This is a genomic window from Pseudomonas sp. GR 6-02 (genome assembly GCF_001655615.1).
In the GTDB taxonomy this organism is placed as follows: Bacteria; Pseudomonadota; Gammaproteobacteria; order Pseudomonadales; family Pseudomonadaceae; genus Aquipseudomonas.
The window spans coordinates 3486168-3512294 of record NZ_CP011567.1; the positions used below are offsets into that span (position 1 = coordinate 3486168).

General features: G+C 58.2%; 20 protein-coding genes. 16 read left to right on the forward strand and 4 right to left on the reverse strand.

Annotation, left to right across the window (positions count from 1 at the left end; translation table 11 throughout):
• Nucleotides 1-157 precede the first annotated feature (157 nt).
• Nucleotides 158-475 carry a DUF883 family protein gene (locus PGR6_RS15330; protein ID WP_018926101.1) on the forward strand — a complete coding sequence of 106 codons (318 nt, stop codon included), beginning with the start codon at nt 158-160 and terminating at the stop codon, nt 473-475.
• A 23-nt stretch (nt 476-498) separates the two neighbouring features.
• Here the strand turns inward: PGR6_RS15330 and PGR6_RS15335 are convergent, their stop codons facing one another.
• Nucleotides 499-1539, reverse strand: coding sequence for an Ldh family oxidoreductase (locus tag PGR6_RS15335; RefSeq protein ID WP_018926102.1), 1041 nt, complete (start codon nt 1537-1539; stop codon nt 499-501).
• Between the two features lie 229 nt (nt 1540-1768).
• Between PGR6_RS15335 and PGR6_RS15340 the strand changes: the two genes are divergently transcribed.
• Both PGR6_RS15340 and PGR6_RS15345 read left to right on the forward strand, forming a co-directional pair.
• Nucleotides 1769-6631, forward strand: a complete 4863-nt coding sequence (locus PGR6_RS15340) for a dermonecrotic toxin domain-containing protein (RefSeq protein WP_064618130.1) — start codon at nt 1769-1771, stop codon at nt 6629-6631.
• 131 nt (nt 6632-6762) lie between these two features.
• Nucleotides 6763-7764, forward strand: a complete 1002-nt coding sequence (locus tag PGR6_RS15345; RefSeq protein WP_064618132.1) for a FecR family protein — start codon at nt 6763-6765, stop codon at nt 7762-7764.
• A 56-nt stretch (nt 7765-7820) separates the two neighbouring features.
• Here the strand turns inward: PGR6_RS15345 and pvdQ are convergent, their stop codons facing one another.
• Nucleotides 7821-10166 carry a bifunctional acylase PvdQ gene (pvdQ, locus tag PGR6_RS15350; protein WP_064618134.1) on the reverse strand — a complete coding sequence of 782 codons (2346 nt, stop codon included), beginning with the start codon at nt 10164-10166 and terminating at the stop codon, nt 7821-7823.
• A gap of 235 nt (nt 10167-10401) precedes the next feature.
• Here pvdQ and PGR6_RS15355 point away from each other — a divergent pair, with 235 nt between their 5' ends.
• Nucleotides 10402-10803, forward strand: coding sequence for a hypothetical protein (locus PGR6_RS15355; RefSeq protein WP_018926106.1), 402 nt, complete (start codon nt 10402-10404; stop codon nt 10801-10803).
• On the opposite strand, the gene PGR6_RS15360 is transcribed toward PGR6_RS15355, so the two are convergent.
• Nucleotides 10793-10981, reverse strand: a complete 189-nt coding sequence (locus tag PGR6_RS15360) for a hypothetical protein (protein WP_018926107.1) — start codon at nt 10979-10981, stop codon at nt 10793-10795. The two genes, PGR6_RS15355 and PGR6_RS15360, sit on opposite strands and share 11 nt — an antisense overlap.
• Before the next feature lie 159 nt (nt 10982-11140).
• Between PGR6_RS15360 and PGR6_RS30210 the strand changes: the two genes are divergently transcribed.
• The 6 genes from PGR6_RS30210 to PGR6_RS15385 all read left to right on the forward strand — a co-directional run bounded on the left by PGR6_RS30210 (nt 11141) and on the right by PGR6_RS15385 (nt 18662).
• Nucleotides 11141-11278: a hypothetical protein gene (locus tag PGR6_RS30210; RefSeq protein ID WP_018926108.1), complete on the forward strand. Its 138-nt coding sequence runs from the start codon at nt 11141-11143 to the stop codon at nt 11276-11278.
• Nucleotides 11279-11575: 297 nt separating this feature from the next.
• The gene (locus PGR6_RS15365; RefSeq protein WP_064618136.1) at nt 11576-12817 is read left to right on the forward strand and encodes an MdfA family multidrug efflux MFS transporter; all 1242 of its coding nucleotides are present in this window, start codon (nt 11576-11578) and stop codon (nt 12815-12817) included.
• A gap of 21 nt (nt 12818-12838) precedes the next feature.
• A complete protein-coding gene (locus PGR6_RS15370) occupies nt 12839-13969 on the forward strand; it encodes a LuxE/PaaK family acyltransferase (RefSeq protein ID WP_177343090.1) in 1131 nt (376 codons plus the stop codon).
• 1 nt (nt 13970) lies between these two features.
• Nucleotides 13971-16373: an aldehyde dehydrogenase family protein gene (locus PGR6_RS15375; RefSeq protein ID WP_064618141.1), complete on the forward strand. Its 2403-nt coding sequence runs from the start codon at nt 13971-13973 to the stop codon at nt 16371-16373.
• A 40-nt stretch (nt 16374-16413) separates the two neighbouring features.
• Complete coding sequence (locus PGR6_RS15380) at nt 16414-17703, forward strand: phenylacetate--CoA ligase family protein (protein ID WP_177343091.1); 1290 nt, start codon at nt 16414-16416, stop codon at nt 17701-17703.
• Complete coding sequence (locus PGR6_RS15385; RefSeq protein WP_018926113.1) at nt 17703-18662, forward strand: GNAT family N-acetyltransferase; 960 nt, start codon at nt 17703-17705, stop codon at nt 18660-18662. Before PGR6_RS15380 ends, PGR6_RS15385 begins: the two co-directional genes overlap by 1 nt.
• Here the strand turns inward: PGR6_RS15385 and PGR6_RS15390 are convergent.
• On the reverse strand, nt 18651-19577 hold the full coding sequence (locus PGR6_RS15390) for a LysR family transcriptional regulator (RefSeq protein ID WP_064618143.1): 927 nt from the start codon (nt 19575-19577) through the stop codon (nt 18651-18653). The genes PGR6_RS15385 and PGR6_RS15390 overlap by 12 nt on opposite strands.
• A gap of 115 nt (nt 19578-19692) precedes the next feature.
• On the opposite strand from PGR6_RS15390, the gene PGR6_RS15395 reads away from it, so the two are divergent.
• The 6 genes from PGR6_RS15395 to glgA all read left to right on the forward strand — a co-directional run bounded on the left by PGR6_RS15395 (nt 19693) and on the right by glgA (nt 26126).
• Entirely contained in the window at nt 19693-20688 is a 996-nt protein-coding gene (locus PGR6_RS15395) for an aldo/keto reductase (RefSeq protein ID WP_064618145.1), read from the forward strand.
• Nucleotides 20689-20928: 240 nt separating this feature from the next.
• Nucleotides 20929-21375 carry a DUF411 domain-containing protein gene (locus tag PGR6_RS15400; protein WP_018926116.1) on the forward strand — a complete coding sequence of 149 codons (447 nt, stop codon included), beginning with the start codon at nt 20929-20931 and terminating at the stop codon, nt 21373-21375.
• Nucleotides 21375-21809, forward strand: a complete 435-nt coding sequence (locus PGR6_RS15405) for a YqaA family protein (RefSeq protein WP_064618147.1) — start codon at nt 21375-21377, stop codon at nt 21807-21809. Before PGR6_RS15400 ends, PGR6_RS15405 begins: the two co-directional genes overlap by 1 nt.
• 149 nt (nt 21810-21958) lie before the next feature.
• Nucleotides 21959-23002: an alpha/beta fold hydrolase gene (locus PGR6_RS15410; RefSeq protein WP_064618149.1), complete on the forward strand. Its 1044-nt coding sequence runs from the start codon at nt 21959-21961 to the stop codon at nt 23000-23002.
• 13 nt (nt 23003-23015) lie between these two features.
• The gene (locus PGR6_RS15415; protein ID WP_064618151.1) at nt 23016-23969 is read left to right on the forward strand and encodes a D-2-hydroxyacid dehydrogenase family protein; all 954 of its coding nucleotides are present in this window, start codon (nt 23016-23018) and stop codon (nt 23967-23969) included.
• 570 nt (nt 23970-24539) lie between these two features.
• A complete protein-coding gene (gene glgA, locus PGR6_RS15420; RefSeq protein ID WP_018926120.1) occupies nt 24540-26126 on the forward strand; it encodes a glycogen synthase GlgA in 1587 nt (528 codons plus the stop codon).
• The last annotated feature ends 1 nt before the right edge of the window (nt 26127 follow it).

Sequence of the window (26127 nt, forward strand, 5' to 3'; positions counted from 1 at the left end):
CCTGCTGCGTAAAATAGGCGACATCTTACACTGTAGGAAGAAATGTCCTGCGCTGGATTTTTCGTCAGGGGTGAGTCACCGCGCAAAATGGCTGCAACTTTTGCCACGGCGGCAGACTCCATTGCTCACTGTCCATTCACTGTAAGGAGTACACCAAATGGCTCGCAAAACCGTCGATCAAGTCGCCGATGATCAAATCAAGGATCAGGTCTTCAGCGAACTTCAGGCCCTGATCGAAGAGTCGGAAAAACTGCTGAAAAGCAGTGCCTCACTGGTCGGAGAAGAAGCGGACACCCTTCGCGGGCAAATCGCCCAGAAACTCCAGCAGGCCCGAAGCTCGTTATCCAGTGTTCGTGACCGGACCCAACCCGCGGTCGACGCCACCGAAACCTACATTGGCGGCCATCCATGGCAAACCGTGGCCATCTCTGCGGGTTTCGGCCTGGTGGTTGGTCTGTTGTTGGGTCGGCGTTGAACCATTGACCTGTGGGAACGGGCTCAGGACCCGGCCAGTTCCCGCAGATTCGCCAGCGTTTGTGGATCGAGCGCAATGCCTTCAACATTGGCTTTGGCGCGTTGCAGGTGACGCCGATCCCCCGGTAAACGCTTGAGCCCCACACCATGCATCTGCCGGACCAGTTCCTGACTGCGTTCGGCAAAATTCTGCCCCGCCGATTTGCTCGGATCGATCACGATCAGCAGTTGCCCGGTCCAGGGGGTTTTGGCCCCCGGATGGTTCGACCAGTCGAACTCGAAAGAAAAGTTGCCACCGGTCAACGCCGCCGCCAACAACTCCACCATCATCGACAGCGCCGAGCCCTTGTGCCCGCCAAACGGCAGCAACGCGCCACCTTCGAGAATTGCTTTCGGGTCCTGAGTCGGCTGGCCGAGGCTGTCCACCCCCATGCCCGCTGGCAAACGTTCGCCTTTGCGCGCGGCGATCTGCACGTCGCCATGGGCGATGGCGCTGGTCGCCAAGTCGAAGACTATCGGCGCACCGCCGGCCCTGGGCGCGGCGAAGGCAATCGGGTTGGTCCCGAACAACGGACGATCGGCACCGTGCGGCACCACGCAGGTCATGCTGTTGACCACGCTCAGCGCTACCAATCCTTCATCGGCAAACGGCTCGACGTCCGGCCACAAGGCGGCGAAGTGATGGGAATTGCGGATCGCCAACACCGCAATGCCGGCGCTGCGGGCTTTTTCCACCAGCAAGGGCCGCGCCGCCGCGAGGGCCGGTTGGGCAAATCCATTGCCGGCGTCAACCCGGACAAAACCCGAGGCCACGTCCTCGACCACCGGCACGGCCTGGCCATTGACCCAGCCACTCTGCAACGTCGACACATAACCGGGAATACGGAAAACGCCGTGACTGTGAGCTCCGTCACGTTCGGCGCTGGCGCAGTTGAGGGCCAGGGTTCTGGCGACATCGGCCGAGGTGCCATGGCGCAGGAAAATCTGTTCGAGCAATTGAACGAGCGCGTCGAAGTCGAGGTTCTGTGTGTTCGAGTTGACGGCCATTTCAGGCGATGCGGTCATCTGAAGCTCCGGTTTTATTATTGGGTATGGGCAACAGGTCAAGCGAGGTTGCAGGACAACCGAAAAAAGTCGTCGATTAAGCGCTGTTTTACCGGCGTCCTGTCAAGCCTGCGACAAAGGATAAGCTCAAGCAATATGTACCGCACCCGGGCTTTCCATTGGCCCTACTGTTTTCCCTCGAGCCAACGACCTGCGATCGCCATCGATCGCAGCCCATCGAGGAAAAATCATGACTGCTCCAGCACTGCCGTATTTTTTCGACGAGGCAGAACGTGCATCCAATGCCAAACACCCCGGTGATCGCGAGAAAGCGCTGCATCTCACTCTCGACGATTTGAAATGGTTGAGGGGTGGTGTCTATCTCGCCACCCACGAGATTCGCGCAGCCCAAAAGACTCCGATGCAGATAGATCGGCTGATGTTGAAGATGCCCGATGGGACTGACATTCCATTGGCCGGTGCGTTTTGCATGAGTCACCCCAAAGTCGAGGACGATGTCAAAAACGAACACAAGGCCAACGGCGAAGTCATCCTCTACACACCGTGGAAAGGTCTCGTCAAATACGCGGACATGACCGACCTCACCAAGAAACTCGAGGAACTGCTGAGCCAGGACGACGGCAAGCAGGCGCTGTTGCGCTATCTCTCCATCGAACAGCGGGCGACTGCATTGGCTGCCACGGGTTTGACAGTGACGCCGCAAAAAATCGAGGGGGCGGGGTTTCAGGACCAGGAGCAGATCCTCGACCGCAACCAGACGCAGAACATCCAGACGATGCTGGCTGAACTGGTGAAAATTCCGTCGCTGCAATCGATGCTGGACGAGCTGCTCAACATCGCCCTGGCCAAGCGTTTTCCCAAACTGGACCAGCGCCGTACGCAACTGGATAGTTTTATCGACAGCGCATCTCCCTCCTCCAATACCGACAACCCGGAAAACCGGCGCAAGCTTTCTTCGCTGTCTTTGAGCGATGCCCTGCTGCACTTCTACCTGACCAATCAATGGCCGGATGGCGACATCAGGACCTTCTCCAACCCCGGCCACGGTGTGAGCAGCGACGCTGATAACCAGACCTGGGAGCTCGAGGTAAAAGAGATCGCGCAAAGCTTCACGCCCCATCTGCAGAGTCTGCTCGAAACCTTCTGGAATTCTCCCATGAGCAGCGGGCAGTCCCGTTCCGACTTTTTCGCCGAGGGCATGCGGGATGCCTACCATGTGGATCTTCTGCGAAAACGTCAGCAAGGTATTTTGAACACCACTGAATATCTGGAGTTGATGAGCGTCAGCGGCGCCGCGCCTGCGCCAGCCCTGCCGTTACGGGTCGAGACCGTACGTGTCAGCGCCCTCTACAAACATTACGTAGAGCTCGCATCCACCTTTATGTGCGGTAACTCGGACACCTTGGGCTACCTGTACACCCACTCCTCAGGCATCCAGGCCAGTACCGATCTTGCAGCGATAAAAGACACGATACTGACCATGCTCAAAAGTGAAGGTCACGAGGACAATCTGCTTAATTTCATGTCCCTCGAGGAACGCGGCACCTTCCTGTCGCTTGAGCCACAGGAGCGCCTGATCATTGCTGAACCGATTAGCGGCCAGGTGTTTGAGCGACTCATGGAAGATGTCCGGGCCAAGCAATGGCAGAACCTGACCTACGCCCTGAGCCGGTACCGGGAAAGCGAGGGCACGCTCAATGTGCATGCGTTGCTCGACAATGCGCTGGATGTACGGGGCCTGATCGACAATCGCCTGTTGACCGGCGATGCAAACGGCCGCTGGAGCACCCGGGCCGATCAGCGATGGAGTGCCCGACCGGCCACCGTGCGGGCTGAATCGGCAAAAGAACAACTGGAAAGTCTCTCCACCGTCAAGCAGGCACTCGAGCAACAGCTGGATAAACACCCGTCCATTTCGGTTAAAACGTTAGCGGCGGCACAAACCCTCACCCGTTCGTCCCTTGAGCAACTGCAACCCAAGTTTGTGCATACCCTGACCACCGCATTGCGTAGCGAGCACAAGCTGCTGGGTGTCATCCGCGCGCTTGGGACGACGGAACTGGCGATGATCAAGACGGTGCTTGAGACGCCGGTCCGGCTGCAACGCGCAGCGCTGAACGGTTTTCTGCCGGACGTCTTTTCCCTTGCGCTGAAGGCCGGCGACTCCAGTGACTTGCTCGATCTCGCCAGTTGTTTTGTGCTCACCGAACGCGGCGGCCTGGACCCGACCCACTCCGGCAAGGCGATTTTATGGACCCCCGCCTCGGGATTCGAAGCCTTTTCCGCCCTCACACCGCTGCTGACAGCGTTCAATAAACGTTTGCAGAGCGAGGACGATCGCCCAGCGATTCTGGAGAATATCGAAAGAAGCCAGCGAACATCAGGGCGCACCTTTACCCTCGCGCCATTACAGCTGATTCATGAGAATTTTCTGGATCACGTACAAAAACCATTTGTTCGGCTGGATCAACTGTCCGTCGAACGCGCATTGGCCTCCCCCCTGACCGAACCGGTCCTGAAGAATCTACTGAGCCTGGTGGCATTGCATAAACCGATGACGGGGCTGCGTCGGGCAACAGACCTCGCGCGCTCTCTGACGACACAACAAAAGCTTCCGGCATGGTTGGCCAAAGCGTCCATACAGGATCAGAGACTGCATGCAGAACTGCTTCAGCAATACCTGAACAATGCCCAGGACGATAAGGATTACCTGAGCGGCGTGCGCTCTCTTGAACGCACGGCACAGTTCGAGTTGAAAGAGTTACTCAAGGCCGATGAATTGACCATTGATCCGGACAACGTCCAGGTGCAGGTTGCCTCGCGCCTGATGTCCACGGCAAAGACGTTAACGCTGTCGGCTTTTGCATTGACTCACTTTGATGAACTGGACAGTGCCGACTTCAAGTTGAAGTCACTCACCTCAGCCGCCATCCCTGCCAAAATGGACAAGCCTTACATCAAGAGCCTGATACGAAAGCTGAATGTCGGTCAGTTCCACAAAAAATTTGTGGAGGCGGCGCTTGCCGAAACCAGCACCACTGCGAAATCCTGCAGACAGCTGTTCGCCGCACAATTGCCCTGGCAACTGCTGCACTACGCGCATTCGCTAAAACTGCAGGAACGCCTGAGCGAAACCGGGCTCGACCTCGTTCGGCAGGTCATGGACATGCCCGATGCAATCGCCCGCGAGGCCGTCAGCGGTACGAATGCGATAATCCGTCCACTTGAGCTTCTCTTCGGTAAAGACCAGTCGATCAAAGTCCCGGGAATGTATTTGATCGGCCCCAAACAAAACACCCCGGGACCCGAGGTGCTTATCGCGCCCTATAGCCCTGAGCATGGCGTGAAGGAATATGAAAACGAAAAGCTGTTGCTGACCGAGCTCAAGTCACAAGGGCCATTACAAAGTTGGGTGCGCAACAGGCTGTCGGACACCGGCCGCACGCATTACGACACCCATGTGACGGGTACGAAAGCGTCCGGCAAGATCAGTCTGGCCTCCAACCCCATCAAGGGCCATCTGTTCAGGCACCTGTTCAACGAAAATATCAAACTCCTCGCGCGACTGTTGGGCACCCAGTCCAACAAAGACGCTCAGGGCGAGTGGGAAACCGTAAAACGTGTACTGGGTGACGATCTGGAACAGGCCTATACGTTCCTGATGGGCAAACTGGCCTACCCGATTGTCGTGTGGCGCAGCTATCGTGAGGTCAAGCAGTCTGCGGAGGAGCTTCAACAACACAAATGGGGCCCGGCGATAACATCCTTTATCAGCGGCATCACGCAACTGGCGATGTTGCGCCAGTCAATGGAAGGCCCGGCAGAGCCCTCTGCAGCGGCCAGCGAGGCTTCCCCCTCCCCAGCCAGTGCCAGCCTTAAATGGCAGGACATCGCCACTACCGATCCCGCACGCACCGGTTTGCAGAACCACGAGCACGTTGATTTCAACCTTGGCTCAATGACCCGGGACACCGCCCTTGGGCTCTACACGCACCCGACCACACAGAAAAAATACGGTGCGGTTGAAGGAAAGGTCTATCAACTCGAAAAACGTGGCCTGCGCTGGCGCATCAGCGGTCCGGACGGAAGCGGCCCCCATGTTGCTCGAAACGCTTCAAAGCAGTGGGTGCGGGAACCGGATGAGCTGGTTCGTCAGTACAGCCTGATCAAGAGGTTGAAAACGTGGAACGCTGTCCGTGGCGGGATGAACGTCGAAGCCAACGGAATGGCTCAAATACGCCGGCTCTTCCCTGTGCGGGCGCGGCTGATCGACGAAGGCCTTGACTTCGCAACCACCTATGCGTGGAACGGTTTTCGTAACTTGCAACTGTTGAAAAATTCAGGCGACACAGAGACACCGGTTCATCAGCTCGTCAGGAGGTTTCTTGATGTGTCGGAGATATCGCCCGAGCATGTGACGATGATCCAGAAGGTCGTAGAGGACATCCTCGGTGCCTTGTTGGATCCGACCCTCAGGAACGAGCAGTCGGAACGCTTCGTCACCGGGAGAGCTCATCCCGGTGACCGGGACCATATGTTTGCCTTCACGATCCCTACCGATCAACAGAAAAAAATCTACCTGGCAGAGAAGTATTTTATGCCTTACATGGATCACTACCGTAATTACATGACCGATGCCGCGTTCCCGATCCGTGCCCACGCCCGCGCAACGACGTTGATCCACGAGCTGTCGCATGTGATTTGTGACACGGAGGATATTGCTTATATGGATGCAAGCAGACCGTTTGTCGACCTGATTGATACCACTACGCCCCGTGGCAACCATTTGAGCAAGGCGCTGACACAGCTTCAGAAGGAAGCACTTTCAATCCATACCCCCTTATCCGAACTGTTCGCCGTTTTGAATGACGATACAAATGTATGGGAAGATTTTGGTCAAACCTTCTACGAGGAAACCAACCGTACACGTGACCGGATTTTGAGTTTGACCGGAAAAAAAAACCTGGCCGAAGCCCGCACGCATTTCAAAAAGGATGCGACGACAAGACTGGCTGTCCAGCTGGCCAATGCTGACTCTGTCGCTTGGCTTATCTCTCATTTGGGACGTCAACTTCACGTCGACACCCCCTGAAACGCGGTCACCAGGCACTGGCGCAATGTCAGTGCCCTGAAAATAACTTCGACTTTGATGGGGAAATGCCATGACGATTGTTCTCGCAGGCTTCCCCTCAAGGTTAGAATGCAGGAAATCAGGATGAGTCAATGACCGACCACTCTCTCTCGCAAGCCCAATACGACGCCATCACCGATGCCGCTGCGCACTGGTGCATGCGTCTGCACGCCAGCGACTGCACGGCAGAGGAACGCCTGGCGTTCGAGCAATGGCGTGATGCCCATCCGCTGCACGCCTTCGAGTACGAAGCCATGCTGGATATCTGGGATGTTGCGGGGGATTTGCCTCGTCCCGAATCCGCTGCGCCGGTTGTTCGGGTCAAACCGACAACACCCTGGCGCACTTTCGGCATCGCAGCCGCGATCTGCGCCCTGGCGCTGCCACTGGCCGCGTATACCGGATGGAACCTGGGGTGGCTGCCCAATGCCTACCAGCATTTCGAGGCGACCGATAGTGTTCGTCAGGTCACGCTGGGTGACGGCAGCCAGGTGGAGCTGAACCTGGGCAGTGAACTGATGTTCAGCAACTACAAGGATCAACGTCGTGTCACGCTGAAAAAAGGCGAAGCCTTCTTCAGCGTCAGCCACGACCTGCAGCACCCGTTCATTGTCAGGGCGGGCGACGGCAGGATTCGCGTCACCGGCACCCAATTCAATGTCTGGATGTATGAAGACCAGGTACGCGTGAACCTGATCGAGGGTTCCGTGCTGGTGACCAGCAACGATGCCCTGCCCGGCGACGGTCTACGCCTGGAACCTGCGATGCAGGCACGTTACAGGCACGGCGACTTCACGCCACAAATCAGCCAGACCTATGCCAACGACCAGTCGCTGGCCTGGCGCAGCGGCAAACTGGTGCTTGATAATCTGGCGCTGACCGATGCCCTGCCCTTGATCAATCGTTATCTGAACAAACCGGTGATGCTCGCGGACCACAGCGCTGGTTCGATTCGCCTCGGCGGTATCTACAACATCAAAGAGCTCAATAACCTGGTGGCTTCGCTGCCCAAGGTGCTGCCGGTCTACCTGACCCGCAACCAGGACGGCAATCCGGTCCTCAACTCAATGCCTCAACAAGCCCCAAAAAGCTGAAGGCCGCGACCCTTGCGGGGTACGGCCTTCACCTTTTCATTTAAACGCTATCGCTGTTACTGCGCGGCGATCTTCCCCACCTTTTCATCCTGCTCGCGGATCGTCTGAGCCTGATACTGCGGATCAGCCGTGATCTGCTGCTCGGTGAACGGCAACACACTCAACTGTTTGTTCGAAAAGGCCTGTGTCTGGTCCCGGGAATACTTCGACGCCGGGTCACTGGACAACGAAAACGCCAGCAAACCCTGAGCCTGCGGCCCCTTGTCATCGAACGTCACCACCTGCAAATAGCTGGTGCCACTGACGACTTCACGTTTGCCGTCGGTTCTCGGCACGCTTTGAATGGCGTTATACACCCCCAGCGTGCCCGGCCCGCCGTGGATCGGCGTTTGCTGCCCGCCACTGCTGGCCACCTGGATATCGCCCCAGCGGCTGTCGGCCTTCAGGCCAAGGGTCTCGACCTTTTCTACCGAAGCCAGCATCGCCGCCCGAACCGCTTTGGCGACTTCCGGCCGTTCGGTGGCCAGGCCACTCGGGGTGTGTTGCGGATCCTTCGGATCGAACGCCACACGCCAGAAGTCAGGGGTTTGCTGCAACGCCAGCATGACGTTCTGAAAATGCACAAAGCCCAGCCCACTGTCCAGATTCACTCGGTGATCCCAAGCCTTGAGACTGGCACACAAGGGCGTCAGCGTCGGCGCATCGGTGCCGAGGTCCGCGGCACAGAATTGCAGCAGGTCCGGCATCACCAGGGCCGCCTGATACACCTGATCGTCCATCACCATGTGTTGCAGATCCGCCGCCGCAATAGGACCCGCCTTGTTTAAAAAGCTCAGGCGCTCCAGGGCGAAGCGCGAACGCAGCCCCAATGGCTGGCTGTCCTGACTGATCAATGGCGAGAAACCGGTGAGCGGTTGTGCCGGGTTGGCCATCCAGGCCGAATCGTTGGAATGCTGCACAAAATCCTTGCGCAACAGTTGCGGCAATTTGTCTGCGGCATAAATGCCTTTTTGCGCGGCGTGCGGGTCGATGTCCCAGGCACAAGCACTGTTGGAGCCGTCGAGCAGGATCATCTGTAACCCCGCTCGCGGGTCGCTGCACTTGGCCAACTTCTCGGCACTGACGTTCGGCACCACTGACAGGTTCATGTAAAGCGTCTGGCCCTGATCGTCCACCGCCAGGGTATTGACCCACGGGATCCCCTGAATCTTGTGCACCGAAGCCTGTAAATCCTTGACGCTGGCGGCACGATTCATCGCGTACCACTGCTGCAAGACCCGGTCGTTATCCAGGTTGGCATCACGCAGGCTGTAGGCAAACTGATTGTTCCAGTCCAGTTTTCCAGGCCATTGCACAATCGGCCCGAACGCCGAGCTATAGACCACATGGGAAATCTGCCGGGTCTGGCCATCGGGTTGCTTCACGCTGACTGTCAGCGTCTGCTTTTTCATTGGCAAAGACTTGCCATCGAGCAGGTAGCGGGTCGGCTCCTTCGGATCGAGTTGCAGGCGATACAAGGTGAAGTGCTTGGACGAGTCTACGGTGTGGGTCCATGCCAGATGCTGGTTGAACCCGATGTTGATCATCGGCAGACCGGGCAACGCGGCGCCCATCACATCCAGTTTGCCGGGAATGGTCAGGTGCATCTGATAAAAACGCATCCCGCCCACCCAAGGGAAGTGCGGATTGGCCAGCAGCATTCCGCGACCGTTGAACGAACGCTCGCTGCCAACCGCCACGGCATTGCTGCCGCGATCCAGAGCGAAGCGTTGCATGCGTGAAGTCGCCAACTGGAACGACGCCGGGTCGCCTGCCGCATGAGCGACGGCTTTAGGCGGAGTCGCGCCGGCCAGTGCTTCGGCAAACTGGCCCACGCCGCCTTCGACCAACAATCGACGAGTCAACTTGACCAGGTCCTGGGCGGTAATTGCGCGCACCCATTCGCCCTGGCATTGCTGCGGTAAACCCTGCGCTCGACGCTCTGTCAGCGAACGGTTGTAACCCGCCACATAGCCTTCAATGAGATCACGTACTTCAGGAGTTTGCGCCTGCCAGAAACCGGCGACAGCCTCGGGGGTGTTCAGCCAGTTGAAAAACAGATCGCTGGCCAGGTTACCGCGCTCCTCGAGCGTCACCTGCTCCGGGCCAAAATACTGCGAACGCTCGCCATTGACGGTGACGATCTCATTGGCCAGCAAGCACAAGTTGTCTTGGGCGTAGGCATAACCAATGCCATAGCCGAGCCCGCGCTCGTTTTCGGCGCGGATATGCGGTACGCCGAAACTGGTTCGACGGATGTCGGCCGTCGCCTGCTCTGGCTGACTGCGCGCGTTTGCCGCAAGGCTCAGCCCCAGAAACACACCCGCCAGGCTCAACCTGGTTAACTGCCTGGAAATAATCACGCTCGCTCCTGATCGAAAAGACGTATGACACGCAATGCGCCTTCCAGAAAAACGAAGCGAACACCAAAAAAATTAGGTCTTCGAGGGCATCCCCAAATGCCCTTCTCACAGAGCGCTGACGTCGCGGCGACAAATTTTCTACATGCAGGTCTTCATTATTTCCCGGCTCGTTCGTCTTATTGATCAAGAGCACCCATCACATTTTCATGATCAGGCTCTGGAAAGGAGTTTTTGCATGTACAACCCGCAACTGCCAACGGATGGTAGCCATGCATCAAAGGGCAGCGCCATGAGCTCCGGTGCTTGCAATCAACAGACCGAACGCCAGGGCAACGAACGGATCAGGTTTTTGCTCAAGTGCTTTGGCCTGCGGACCAGCCTGATTCGCCTGAAAGTCATCGACGCCTTGCTAAGCGCCGCCGAAGGCGACCGCAGCCTGGGTGTGCGCGGTGTGCACAGTCATTTGCTGGACCTGGACATTCCCCTGTCCTTTCTCAGTGTCCGCGAAGTGTTGAAACGCCTGTGCAGTGAAGGCGTTATCACGCTCAATCCAGACAAAAGCTACAGCCTGCATCCACAGGCTGTCGCCGTCCTTCATGGCGAGCAATCAGGCCAGCAGGCGTCGCTCAAGGCTTGACCTTGCGACGCATCACGCCATTGATCACCACCACGACCACCGCCACGCCAATGGCGATGTACTGGAACAGCTTCTCGCTGATGAACCCTGCGTTCTGCAGCCAGGAAAGGCCGAACATGATCCCCAGTACCACCAGGGAAATCAGAATCGAGTATTTCAAACGTTGCGACTGGGTCATTACGGGTTCCTGAACCAAAAAAAATGTATCCGGTTTGTATCCGATTGCATACCAAACCCCTACAGTTCTGCGCGAATGCGGGGCTGCAAACGGGGTCTCATGTTACAGCCGATGAAGAGTTTTGACTTCATTGCGGCGATAACCATGAGGATTTTTAAAATGTTCCGTCGAATCACAAAGCTGATTCCACTGCTCGCCCTCCTGACCCTGAGTGGCTGCATCATTTTTCCTAATAACGGCTGGCATGGCGGCCACCATTACGACCGTGACGGACACGGCTACTATCAGCGTCGATAACGTTAAACTGCTTTCTTGACCAGTGAATAACTTACCATTCACTCACAAGACGAAGAAATCACCCTACAAGTCGCGTACAAATGCCTGCTCTATAGCGGGCATTTTTGTGTAGGACTATTCTTATTTCTCTGTAATTTTATTTACAAAAACCCACTCCTCTTTCCCCTGAACTTCCAGCCAGACACATAACGAAAAGTATTGAAACTCTTAGCCTCACATAAGCACATGTAATTATTCATGAGCCATGGTTACTCTTGCTCTGCTGCCTTATCCAACTCCAGCACCAACGGGAACGCCATGCGCAAACCTTTGATAGATATAAGTCCGCCTCGATTATTCGGTTTTTGTCTTGCAATCACTCTTTTCGAACTGCTGACTTATATGGCCAGCGATATGATTATGCCGGCCATGTTGATCGTCACCCATCAACTGGATGCCAGTGCGAGTCACGTTCCATATGCCTTCAATCTTTACTTGATTGGCGGCGTTCTTCTGCAGTGGCTTATCGGACCATTGTCCGATCACTTCGGTCGTCGCAGGCTGTTGCTCATCGGTTGTGCGGTGTTCGCCCTGGCCTGTGCCGCGGCGTTCTACGTGCAGAGCATTCTTGCCTTCAACGGTTTGCGCCTGATTCAGGGCATCGGATTGGGATTTGTCATTGCAGTCAGTTATCCAGCCCTGCAAGAAGTCTTCTGCGAAGCCGACGCGGTAAAAATCATGGCGTTGCTGGGGAACGTTGCGCTGCTCTCCCCGCTGCTCGGCCCCCTGCTCGGCAGCCTGGCGCTGGAATGGCTTTCCTGGCGGGAGCTGTTTTTAGTGTTGGGTGTCGGCGGCGCGACGGTCTGGTTCGGGCTTTACCTGTTCATGCCGGAAACCGTGGGCACCGCGCGCCAGGACGGTCAACAATTGGCCGCAGTGCCCTTTGAATGGAACGGCACCGTGCGCCGATACGCCGCGTTGCTCACCAACACACAATTCCTGAGCGCTACCGTCGCCCTGGGACTAATGAGCCTGCCGTTGATTGCCTGGATCGGCTTGGCGCCAATCTTGCTGATCCAGAGCCAGGGACTTCCTCCTCTGCAGTATGGCCTGTGGCAGATCCCGGTATTTGCGGCCGTCATTCTCGGCAATCTGATACTCAACCGATTGATTGCCAACACTGAACTGCCTCAACTGATTCGATATGCGCTCTGGCCATTTTGCGGCGGGCTCATTGCATTGATCACCATAACGTTCACCGGTGCTTCAACGGTGCTGTTGGTCAGTTGCCTATCGCTTTACGCCATCGGTCTCGGCATGAGCAATGCCGCGCTGTACCGGCTCGCCCTGTTCTCCAGCGACGACAGCAAAGGCCTGGTCTCGGCCATGATCGGCATGATCTCCATTGCCGTCATGGGTGGCGGCGGCTCAATTATCGCCGCACTGGGTGCCGGTGACAGCCTTGAAGCCTTCGCCCTGATGGCCGGCCTCACGGGACTCTTGTGCCTGGCGCCCTTACGACTGTTTCTGCGTCGCTCTCATATCACGCTTGCCGTCTGATACCACCCCATAGGTCTTTTGATGATCCATCTACCCCACGCCGATGCGCTTTGCGCGTTAACGCAACCCTATTGCCTGGAATCCATGCCAGAAGGTCTGTTCGATCAGGCAATGGGTGAAATCAGCCTGTTTCATTGTCATCACACGCCCGGATATGAGCGCTGGCTGAACGCCAATGGCCTTGATGCCCGCACTCTCGAGACGCTGGATGACTGGTCAAGGTTGCCGCCGATTTTCGCCAATTACTTCAAACGTCATCTGCTGATCAGTCCCACAGGCGAAGGCGCGCTGGAGATGACCTCATCCGGCACCAGCGGTCAGAAGAGTCGCATGCGCTACGACCATCGCAGCATGGTCGCCGCCCAAGGCATGGTGAGCCACATTTTCCGGCACTACGGCTGGGACACCCCGGACAGCCCCTGCAATTATTTGCTTCTGAGCTACGAACCCGAGGCGGTCATTACCCTGGGCACGGCCTATACCGATCAATTTCTGTGTAGCTATGCCCCCGTCAACCGAGCCGCTTACGGCTTGCGCCTGACCGGCAAAGGCCACGAGTTCGACCTCTTCGGTGTCATTCGCGCCCTGCAGGAGTTTGCCGAGGAAGGATTGCCCGTTCGCATTCTCGGTTTTCCGGCGTTCCTTTCCCATGCACTGCAGCACATGGAGGACACAGGCGTGGCCGACTTGCAGTTGCCTGCCCAGTCACTGGTGTTGCTGGGGGGCGGCTGGAAAACCCAGGCGGCACAGGAGACTCCCCTGCATCAGTTGTATGCCCGCATCAACCGGCAATTGGGTATCGACCTGTCCCGCTGCCGGGACGGCTACGGCGCCGTAGAGCATGCCGTGCCCTATATCCAGTGTGCCCACCATCATTTTCATGTACCGATTTACTCGAAGGTTTTCGTGCGCAACCCATCCGATTTCACTGTCCAGCCCTACGGCCAGCGCGGTTTGCTGGAATTCGTCTCCCCCTACATTTCCTCAAGCCCTGCTCATGCTGTGGTCATGGGAGATCTGGCAACGTTGCACCCCGGCGCCAGTTGCGGATGCGGCCTGACGACCGATTGGTTCGAGCTGCATGGACGTGCCGGCACCAGCGCCAGTCGTAGCTGTGCCATGGCCGCTTCAGAACTGATCGGGGGAGCTTGATATGTACCTGATCAATGGCCAACTGCGCGACGACATCTCTGCCCAAAGCGCCCTCGACCTCCTTCAGCAACCGCTGCCCCGGCTGCTGGCTACGCCGATCGACAGCGATATCGTGATCGAGTCCGCCGCTTGCTTTGCCACGCAGTTGCAAGCTCGCAGCCTGGATCTGCCCCTGGACGACGACCAATGTCAGGGGCTTATCGACTTCTGCCAGCGCAGCAACCTGAGCACCAAGCTTGAACGGGAATTGGGCCCGCAACCGCGTTCACTGCGGCGTATCGACTACCGCCAGCCAAGCTTCGAAAGCTGGCATCCATTGGGGCTGGTGGTGCATATCACCCCGGGCAATGCGCCGATGCTGGCGTTCTGCGCGATCCTCGAAAGTCTGTTGGCCGGCAACATCAACTGGCTGCGCCCCAGCTCCAGCGATCAGGGTTTGACCGCACAATTGCTCGCCGCCCTTTTGCGTTGCGACACCAGTGGCAGACTGGCCGAATTCGTAGCGGTTCTGCCGGTGGACACCTCCTATATCGCTCAACTCTGCGCCAAGGCCGATGGGGTATCCGCCTGGGGCGCAGAAGTGGCGCTTAAATCGATCCGCCAGCAAATCCCGTCCGGCTGTCGCTGGATCGATTGGGGACACAAAATCAGCTTCGCCTACCTGTCACCTGATGCGGCGTCGCCTTCGGCGCTCGATGCCCTGGCGGATGAAGTCTGTCGACTGGATCAACAAGCGTGTTCCAGTCCTCAATGGGTGCTGGTGGACAGCAACGATCCGGCCGTCTTGCAGAACCTCGGAGATCGACTGGCCGAAGCCTTCAACCGACGCGCCCCACACTGGCCGGCATTAACGCCGACAGATCAGGAAGCATCGGAAATCACCACCCGCACCTCCATGGCACGGCTCGATCAGTGCTTTGCCAATCAGACCGGCCAAGTGTGGACTGGCCTCGGATGGCGCGTCATCTGGGAGCACCATCAAAAGCTCGCGCCGTCACCGTTGTTTCGTACGATTGTGCTCAAACCGGTTCCTCAGTATCTGCTCGCCGAGACGCTGCAGCCCTGGCGCAACTTCCTGCAAAGCTGCGCGTTGATGTCCCCCTCGGCAAAAACGCCTGAGCTCGTTCGAACATTGGTCAATGCCGGCGTCAGTCGCATTGCACCTTGCGAATCGATCCATGACGGATACACCGGCGAGCCCCACGATGGCGTCTACGCGCTGTCGCGTCTGAGTCGCCGCCTCTCGGTGAGTTTGCCCCAGCATGTCTTAACAGGTCGTGCAACGCTCGACCCAGTTCCGCCCGCCCCCGACACATCCCGTGACCCGATCATGGACAAGGACACTTTTATGGCCCAGCCGATCGGGTCCGCAGCACAGCTGTACTTCCGCTCCGGCGGTAGCAGCGGGACCCCGGCGCTGGCTGGCTTCAGCTATCAAGACTTTCATCGACAAATGCGCGCCTCGGCCGACGGCATGTTCTGCGTCGGGCTCGATCCGTCACTGGACCGGGTGATGAACCTGTTCTACGGCGGCAACCTTTATGGTGGTTTTTTCAGTTGTTCCAACATTCTTGAACGGATGGGGGTTGTGCATTTGCCCATGGGGGCTCCCCAGGACGATGACTTCAGCGAAATCGCCCGACTGATCGTGGAGCAGCGTGTCACCGTGCTGATCGGCATGCCCAGCACGTTGCATCGGCTGTTTCTCAAAGAGCAGGCCCGACTTCGCGCTTATGCCGGTATCGGCAAAGTATTCCTTGGCGGCGAACATCCGGGAGAAGCCAGTCGGCGCCTGATGGAAAGCTGTGGGGTGTCGACGATTCGCTCCGCCATGTATGGCTCCGTCGATGCAGGCCCCCTGGGGCATGCCTGCCGGGCAACGGCGGACGGCGTATTCCACTTGATGAGCGAAATCCAGCATCTGGAAATCGTCCAGCTCGAACAGGATGCGCCGGTACAAGCCAATGAGATCGGCCGCCTGCTGTTTACGTCACGCGCCCGGCAGGGTCAGCACGTGCGCCGATATGACATCGGCGACACCGGCCGCTGGATACCCGGAACCTGCCCTTGCGGACTGGAGACGCCGCGATTCGAACTGCTGCAGCGACACGACAAACTGGTGCGCATTGGCACGGAGTTCATTTCGCCCGCGGCGCTGGAACTCAGTGTGGGATCCCCCATTCAAGTGGTCCTGGACCACACCGCCAACGGGGTCGAACGCATGTACGTTCTCGCGGATGCAGACGCCGAGTGGGTACACGAAAAACTGCTGACCCACGAAGCCTTGGCGAATGCGGTGCGCGCTGAACTTTTAATTGTGGAGGTGACAACATGCGTTGAACAAGCATTCACCCGAAACAAACACAGTGGCAAAACCCCCTTAGTTATCGATCAACGAAAATAAGAGAAGTCGACGCAAGACGCCCACTATAAAAGAGAATCCCGTGAAGCCAACTTATTCGCTTGAACAACTTGTACCTTATATAAGACAACACTCCAACTTCTACCGTAAACATCTGGAACACTTGCCCGAGAACGGGTTTACTTTAAAAGATCTGCCATTAACCCATGTGGCCGACTATTGGTCCGGTAGCAACGACTTGAGTCATTGGTCAGTCCTGACCGGAGATGTCGATGATGCACTGGTATTAAAAACCGGAGGCTCGACCAGCCAAGGCAAACTTGCGGTTTACTCCTACGAGGAATGGCAAGCCTTGGTCAGCACGTTCGGCGCCAGCCTCTCAGCTCAACTGAACAATGGCGACCGGGTTGCCAACCTGTTTTTTTCAGGGGATCTCTACGCCAGCTTTCTGTTCGTCCACGACTCCCTGGCCTATGTCGAGCGATCCATCTGCGAATTTCCGTTTACCGGAAACGTCGAGCCGGACGTATTGGCGGATGCCATAGAGCGGCATCGGATCAACGTTCTGGCCGGCGTACCGGCACAACTGCTGCAATTCTGCGCCTACCTGGCGCAGCATCGGCGTGTGTTGTACGGGGTTGAGACGCTGTTATATGCCGGCGAAAGCCTGTTTGCTCCGCAGTTGGCAATCCTTGGGGAAATGTTCCCCAATGCCCGTATCGCCTCGATCGGCTACGCCAGCGTAGACGCCGGGCTGATAGGCGCCAGCGATCGCGACTGCGCATTGGGCGAGCATCGGGTGTTCGATCAACAAACCCTGCTGGAAATCGTCGACGAACACACCGGTGAAGTGATTGAAGAGTGCGATCGCACCGGGTTGTTGGTACTGACCAACCTGACACGCCGGCTTATGCCGCTGCTGCGCTACCCAGTGGGCGACCGTGCCTGTTGGCGTGAGCCGGCCGCAACCCCGAGGCGTAAATTCGCGCTCAAAGGGCGCAGTGCCCACAGTCAACGAGTACGAGTCGGTGTGTTGTCGCTGTTCACTGAAGAAATACACGAGATCGTCCAGCGTGTAGCGCACAGCGAACAATGGCAATTGCTGATCGAGCAGACCGGCCCCAAGGATCTGCTGAGCGTTAAGTGGGTGCCCGAACCTCAGTTACAAGCCGTCGAACCGGTGCTCCGCGAATTGCGTGAAGCGCTGCTCGCCCACTACCCCGCCATCGACGACCTGAGCCGCGAGGGTCTGCTGGAGTTTCGAGTACTGCCTTGCGCAACCACAGACCTGAAACTCCACCCTCGCTCGGGCAAACAACTGCGGGTGCTGGATTTGCGAGTGTATGACGTTCCCTTGCAGGAGTTCGTGTGATGACCCCGTTGATAATTCGCGCCTACCGCCCTTCCGATGCAAACGCAGTGAGTCGATTGTTTCAAGAAGTCTACGGCGATCATTACGCTCAGCCGGATGTTTACCTGCCGAACATGATCAATCAGCACAATGCCGAGGGTCACTGGCAATCAATGCTGGCTGTGGATGACACAGCCGTCCTCGGTCATGCCGCGTTGCGACGCGACACACCTTCGAATACCGCGGAACTGGCCCTCACCGTGGTACATCCCGCCGCGCAGGGGCAGGACATCGCCACTCGTCTGGGCCGCGAACTGCTGAGACAGGCAGGTTCTCTGGGGCTTAAAAGCGCCTCGATCATGCAAGTGACCCACCATCCCTACACGCAACGCATCGCAAAAAAACTCGGTTTCCACAACACTGGACTGCTTCCCGACTACGTCCCCTCGCCATTTGGCGAACCACTTCCGGAAACCATGGTGATGTGTTGCCACATGATCGAAGGACACACACGACCACTCCCCGATATCCAATGGCCCGAAAGCTGCCGGGCGCTTATGCAACACCTGTGCTCGGTATTCGGAACCCACCAGGACACTCCGCGCCTCGCCACGTCCTTGCAAATTGAACAACATCAGCATCGGGTCGACATTATCATTCAGCATTTGAACAATGATTTGCTTGAGCAACTCCGGCAACTGCCCGGGCACTGGGTGATCTCGGCACGGCTCGAACTGTCCCGGCACTTCGCCCGGGACTTGTGCAGTTTTTCGGCGCTGGGCTTCGCCTTTACCGGCTTGATGCCTACGTCAGGTGACAATGGCTGGTTCGCCCTGTTTCATCGGGGCGTGCAGGTTCGATCCCTCGATCTGGGCTGCGTATACATGCAACAGTTGCATGACGATTTGCAGCAGAACGCGAGCGCCACGAGAAGCCAGCGCTGCGCCGATGCACCCATTGGAGCCCGCTCAGCCGCGTGAGGGTTTCCTGTAAAAGTCATTACCCGGCTGAGCGCAAAGTTCCACCAGCCAGTCGACAAATACCCTAACCCGCCGGGATAACTGGCGGTGAGGAGGATAGAGCGCCGTCAGCGGCATACCCGGTGGCGGCACATCCCTCAGGACCTCGATCAAACGTCCCTCCTTCAATTGACGGGCAACGTGATAATACGGAGCCTGGACCAAGCCATATCCCGCCTCACACGCCGCCAGATAGCCATCGGAGCTGTTGACCGCGACGTGCTTGGGCAGGTCGATCAACCGCAACTGCCCATCGACGACAAACTCCAGTCCGTAGCGTTTGCCCGTGCTATTGGAAAAGTACTCCACCATCCGATGCCCCTTCAGATCCTCCAGACACCGCGGAGTCCCGCAACGTTGCAAGTATTCGGGACTCGCACACGTGACCTGATCCAGTGTGGCCAGCGGTCGCGCCACCAGTGATTCGTCCAGGGCCGAGCCGCCCCGCAACACGCAATCGACACCTTCGCGGATCAGATCCACAGTCCGGTCATTCAAACCGATTTCCAGCTCGATCAAGGGATAGCGTGCAGTGAATTGCGGCAATGCCGGGATCACCATCAAACGCCCCACTCCCGCCGGCATATCCACTCGCAACAGGCCTTTGGGGTTGTGGCGAGCAGCGGAAAACACGGCTTCGGTTTCCTCCAGATCCGCCAGCAACCGCACGCAACGCGGGTAATAGGCTGCGCCATCGAGCGTCAGGCTGATTTGCCGGGTGGTGCGTTGCAGCAGTTGCACGCCCAGGTGGGCCTCAAGTTGCTTGATCAGAATGGTCACGGAGGCACGCGGTAATTGCAGGCTGTCCGCCGCCTTGGCGAAGCCGCCCAGTTCGACGATTCGCGTGAATACACGCATGGCGTTTAAACGATCCATGGTCAGGACTCGATGATTATTTAGAAATTACGAACAGTGATAGCACTTTTAGCCGGTTTATCTTCGTTCTGTCGAGATCGACACTAAGCGCCTACATCCACAGGGAGTTCATTTCATGCAAACACGTCAACTGGGCAAGAACGGACCACAGGTGTCAGCCATCGGTCTGGGCTGCATGGGCATGACCGATTTCTACACCACCGGCGTGGACACCCGCGAAGCCACGGCAACGCTGCATCGCGCGCTGGAGTTGGGGATCAACCTGCTCGACACGGCAGACATGTACGGCCCACACACCAACGAAGAGCTAATCGGCAAGGCGATTGTCGGCAAGCGCGACCAAGTGTTCCTGGCCAGCAAGTTCGGCATTGTCCGCGACCCGTCCAACCCCGGCGCGCGTGGCGTCAACGGTCGCCCGGAATACATTCGCGAAGCGATCGACGGCACCCTCAAGCGCCTGGGCGTGGAAACCCTGGATTTGTATTACCAGCACCGCATCGATCCGCAGGTGGCCATTGAGGAAACCGTCGGCGCCATGGCCGAACTGGTGAGGGCCGGCAAGGTGCGTTACCTGGGATTGAGTGAAGCCTCGGTCGATACACTGGAGCGAGCGCACAAGGTTCATCCGATCAGCGCCCTGCAAAGTGAATATTCGCTGTGGAGCCGCGATCAGGAAGAGAACGGTTGCCTGGCCGCATGCCAGCGCCTGGGCGTGGCCTTTGTACCTTATAGCCCGTTGGGCCGGGGCTTTTTGACCGGAGCACTGAAAAGCCCGGATGACTTCGCCGCAGACGACTACCGTCGCTTCAGCCCGCGTTTCCAAGGGGAAAACTTTGCCAAAAACCTGTTGCTGGTGCAGCAGGTACAAACGCTGGCCGCCGACAAAGGCGTGACAGCCGGCCAATTGGCCTTAGCCTGGGTCTTGGCTCAAGGGGATTACCTGATCCCGATTCCGGGCACCAAACAACGTAAATACCTGGAGGAAAATGTGGCCGCGCTGGAGGTGAAACTGAGCCGCGAAGAGTTGCAGGCCCTTGAAGCGATATTCCCGGCCAATGCCACCGCTGGCTTGCGCTATCCGGAAGAGGTCATGAAGTTGCTCGACCGGTAGCCGTTGCCCTTGCCGTAGGCTTGCAAATTTTACAGTTCGTAAGTCCCCCTGAGCGCCGGTTTTCGACGCTCAGACGGCACACCTGACATTTTTGTCATTCCTCGCTCATTCAGCTGACAGCATCAACCTGCGATGATCTGGCCAGCCGACCTTGTATAACTTAGAAACACTCGCGCAATGCCCAGTCGGATAAAAGAGTCAAAATGCACCTTTTTGGCCGTAACCCGAGACGAGACTCCCATGCGAACCCACCTGCGTCTGGCCGCCCTGAGCGCCCTCTTCATCTCCTCCCTGGCCCAGGCCGCCGACCTGATCCCGATCGAAGTGCACCGCGACGCCAATTGCGGCTGCTGCAAAAAATGGGTCAGCCATCTGGAAGCCAACGGCTTCAAGGTCGAAGACCACGTCGAAGCCGATATGAGCCAGTTCAAGCAACAACACGGCGTACCGCCTCGCCTGGCGTCGTGCCACACCGCCTTGATCAACGGCAAGTTCGTCGAAGGCCATGTGCCGGCCGACCAAGTGCTGGCCTTGAGCAAACGTGACGATCTGTTGGGAGTTGCAGCCCCCGGTATGCCGATGGGCTCGCCCGGGATGGAAATGGACGGCATGAGCGATGCCTATCAGGTGATCGGCCTGCAAAAGGATGGCACTGACGTGGTGGTGGCGGACTACCCCGCCCATTGATGTTCGGTGCCTACATCGGGTTGTTTCTCGCGGCGTTCGGCGCCGCGAGCCTGCTGCCCTTGCAGTCCGAAGCGGTGCTGGTGGGGTTGTTGCTCAGCGACCGGTATTGGCTCTGGTCGCTGTTGGCAGTGGCAACGCTGGGCAACGTGCTGGGGTCGCTGCTGAACTGGCGGCTGGGACGCGGCATCGAGCGGTTTCGCGAGCGGCGCTGGTTTCCGGTCAGCCCTCGTCATCTTCAACAAGCCCAAATACATTATCTGCGCTACGGTCATTGGTCCTTGCTGCTGAGTTGGGTACCGATCATCGGCGACCCGCTGACGCTGGTGGCCGGCGTCATGCGCGAACCGCTGGGGCGTTTCCTGATGATCGTGACCCTCGCCAAGGCTGCCCGCTATGGCGTGCTGGCAATGGCCACGTTGGGCTGGATGGGTTGAACGAAAGACCCCGTGTATCGGCGTTCGCCGTAGCAGCTGCTACAAGCTGCTACAAAAAGAGTGCATCGCGAGGGGAATGGCTTGACTGCGTTTAATGTCACCCTAATCACGCCAATCCAGCATCGGCGGATTTCCTGTGGAGTTTCCCCATGTCGCCCATCCTTTCCCGCTGGTTACCCGGCCTGCTGCTAACGGCGGCACTGCCGGTTCTCGTTTATGCCCAGAACCAGGCCCAGGCCGAAACACCAGAATACGGCCTGGAACTCCAGGGCTTTGACTACCCCTACACGGTCAAGCATTTCGCCTTTCAATCCCAGGGCAAATCCCTGCAAATGGGCTACATGGACGTTGCCGCCCAAGGCAAGGCCAACGGCCGCAGCGTGGTGTTGATGCATGGCAAGAATTTCTGCACAGCCACCTGGGACAGCTCGATCAAGGCACTGAGCGAGGCCGGTTACCGGGTCATCGCCCCGGACCAGATCGGCTTCTGCACCTCCAGTAAACCGGACCACTATCAGTACAGTTTCCAGCAACTGGCGAGCAACACTCAGCAACTGCTCAAAGCCCTCGGCATACAAAAGGCGACCCTGCTCGGCCACTCCACCGGCGGCATGCTCGCCACCCGCTATGCGCTGCAATACCCCGATCAGGTCGAACAACTGGCGCTGGTCAACCCCATCGGCCTGGAAGACTGGAAAGCCCTCGGCGTGCCATATCGCTCGGTCGATCAATGGTATGAGCGCGAGCTGAAAGTGACCGCGCAAGGTATTCATGACTACCAACGCACCACCTATTACGACGGCCGCTGGAAGCCCGAGTTTGACCGCTGGGTGAACATGTACGCAGGCCTGGCCAAAGGACCGGGCAAAACAGCGGTGGCGTGGAACTCGGCGCTGATTTACGACATGATCTTCAACCAGCCGGTGTACTACGAGTTCAAGGACCTGAAAGTGCCGACCCTGCTGTTGATCGGCACCTCCGACACCACAGCCATCAACAAAGACATCGCACCGCCCGAGGTCAAGGCGAAAATCGGTCATTACGATGTACTCGGCAAGCAAGTGGCGAAGCTGGTCCCCCAGTCGACACTGATTGAATTCCCGGGTCTGGGCCACGCGCCGCAGATGGAGGAGCCGGCGAAGTTTCATCAGGCGTTGCTCGGCTGGCTGAACAAAACCAATCCCGTTCGTTGATGAGGTAAGGCTGATGGCGGTGCAGATTGCGGTGATCGATGACTGGCAGGACGTAGCGCGCGACGTGGTGGACTGGTCAGTGCTGGACAGCATCGGCCAGGTGAGTTTTATCCATGACTACCCGGCCGGTAACGAAACCCTGGCCGAGCGCTTGGGCGCATTCGAGGTGATCTGTGTGATGCGCGAGCGCACCCGGTTCGACGAAGACCTGCTGCGCCGCTTGCCCACCCTCAAACTGTTGGTCACCGGCGGCATGCGCAACGCCGCCCTGGACCTTAAGGCCGCCGCCGCGCTGGGCATCCAGGTCTGCGGCACCGACAGCTACAAACATGCCGCGCCAGAACTGACCTGGGCACTGATCATGGCTGCGACCCGCAACCTGGTGGCCGAAGCCAACGCCTTGCGCGCGGGCTTTTGGCAGCAAGGCCTGGGTGGCGACTTGCAGGGCAAGACGCTGGCGATCCTCGGCCTGGGCAGTATCGGTCAACGGGTTGCCCAATTCGGCCAGGTGTTCGGCATGCGCGTCATTGCGTGGAGTGAAAACCTCACCAGTGAACGAGCGGCCGAAGTCGGCGTGACCTATGTCAGCAAGCAGGAACTGTTCGAACAGGCTGATGTGCTGTCGGTCCATCTGGTGCTCAGCGAGCGCAGCCGAGGGCTGGTGGACGCTCAGGCGCTGGACTGGATGAAGCCCACGGCATGGCTGGTCAATACCGCGCGCGGGCCGATTGTCGATGAAGCGGCACTGATCAAGTCCCTGCAGAAAAAACGCCTGGCGGGCGCAGCTCTGGACGTGTTCGAGCACGAGCCGCTGCCTCGCCATCATCCCTTCAGAACCCTGGACAATGTGTTGGCCACGCCCCATGTCGGGTACGTCAGCCGACAGAACTATCAGCTGTTCTTTTCGCAGATGATCGAGGACATTCAGGCTTGGGCGGCCGGGGCGCCGATTCGGTTGCTGGGCTGAGACGGCGTTATCGTTCTTCGCGGGCAAGCCGCGCGCCCACATGTGAAATGCATTCCCCTGTGAGAGCAAGGCCTGCCCGCGAAGAGTCCCTCAAATCCACCACACCCTCCTAAATCCTGCGCACCGCAATGGTGCAACCCCTATTCCATCGTGCCCAACTATCGTGACTTCCCGGTCCCGTCTTGACCCACCCAAAAAAACAAACCTGCCCTTCGTCGGTGCGTTTCCCCATAAAGCCCGTGTGTTTTGTACCCTCCCCCAACCGATTGTCGAACAATTTGTCCGGTTGACCACCCCGCTCTAGGTTCTGGCCTAGACTGTTTTCGGGGAATAAAACCGACTGGTCATTCGGTGAAATAAATAGAAACTTTTCGTATTGGCTTCAGGTCAGCTGAAAGGTAGGGCACAGCGACTGGTGCATTCCTTGCAACAGCCACTTCACCCATTGAGCTTCAGCGCATGGGCAGCACTTGCTCACCGATGCGTAGCGCGTTTGCGCCCGGCCACAGGAATTGGCCAACACCGTTTGTGCCAGGTTTGGAATCAGATCAACAACACGGGGAGATGCATATGATCAATACGGCGTTAGATGTTCAGGGAGAACGTGCTCATCAACAGGTCGGCGAAGCCAGCACCGTGGGAGCCCTTACCGCCAAATCGGTCAGCGTCCCGGTCACCAAGGCGTTGGCACCGGTAGTCCGTCAGAATCCCAACAAGAAAAAAGTGTTGTTCGTCACCTCGGAGATTGCCGATCTGGTGAAGACCGGTGGCCTGGGAGACGTTTCCGCCGCGCTGCCGCGAGCCATGGCTCACCTGCACGATGTCCGGGTGTTGATCCCCGGTTACCCGCAAGTGCTGAACAGCGAAAATCCAATTCATATCATCGGTGAACTGGGCGGGCACGCCGCGTTGCCGCCCTGCAAGATCGGGCGCATGGACATGCCCGACGGCCTGGTCATTTACGTGTTGATCTGCCCTGAACTGTACGAGCGCGAAGGTTCGCCCTACGGCGCCAACAATGGCCGCGACTGGCCGGACAACCATATTCGTTTCGCCCGCCTGGGGCTTGCGGCCGCCGATATCGCCGCCAACCTCGCACAAATTCACTGGTGCCCGGATCTGGTGCATGCACACGATTGGCCCGCCGGCCTGGCCCCTGCCTATATGCACTGGCGTGGCCAACGCACCCCGACCCTGTTCACCATCCATAACCTGGCGTACCAAGGCGTCACCAGCCTCGGCTCATGCCCGGAACTTGGTATTCCCGTGCATGCCTTGCAGCAGGAAGGCATGGAGTTTTACGGCAAGATGTCGTTCCTCAAGGCTGGCATGGCCTACTCGAGCCACATCACCACCGTCAGCGCCACCTATGCCCAAGAAATCACCACGCCGGCCTTCGGCTGCGGCCTCGACGGTTTTCTCGCCGCCAAGACCCAGCAAGGTCTGCTCAGCGGGATTCCCAATGGCATCGATGAAAGCTGGGACGCAGCCACCGATCCGCACCTGTTCCACCCGTTCGGCATCGGCGACTGGGACGGCAAAGCGGTCAACGCTGCGCACGTTCGCCGGTTATTCGGCCTGGATGATTCCGAAGGCCCGCTGTTCGCCGTGGTCTCGCGACTTGTCTACCAGAAAGGCCTGGACCTGACCGAAGCGGTGGCCGAATACATTGTCGCCAATGGCGGCCAGATTGCGATCATCGGCCGTGGCGAACCGGAAGAAGAACAAGCCATGCGTGAGCTGGCGTTGCGCTTCCCCGGGCAAATCGGCGTGCACATCGGCTTCAATGAAACCGACGCCCGCCGGATGTTTGCCGGCAGTGATTTCCTGCTGATGCCTTCGCGTTACGAACCTTGCGGCCTGAGCCAGATGTACGCCCAGCGCTTCGGTTCATTGCCGGTGGCGCGCAATACCGGCGGCCTGGCCGACACCATTGAAAACGGCGTGACCGGTTTTCTTTTCGACGAATCCACCGTGGAGAGCTATCGCGAAGCCCTGAGCCGCGCGTTCAAGGTGTTCGCCTTCCCCGGCCTGCTCAACGCCATGCGTTGCCGGGCCATGGCGGCGCCTTTCAACTGGTGCAAGGCGGTCGAACCCTACGCCGAACTCTACGAACAACTGGTGGCTAAAGCGCTGGGTAAATCGGGCAAACAGTAAG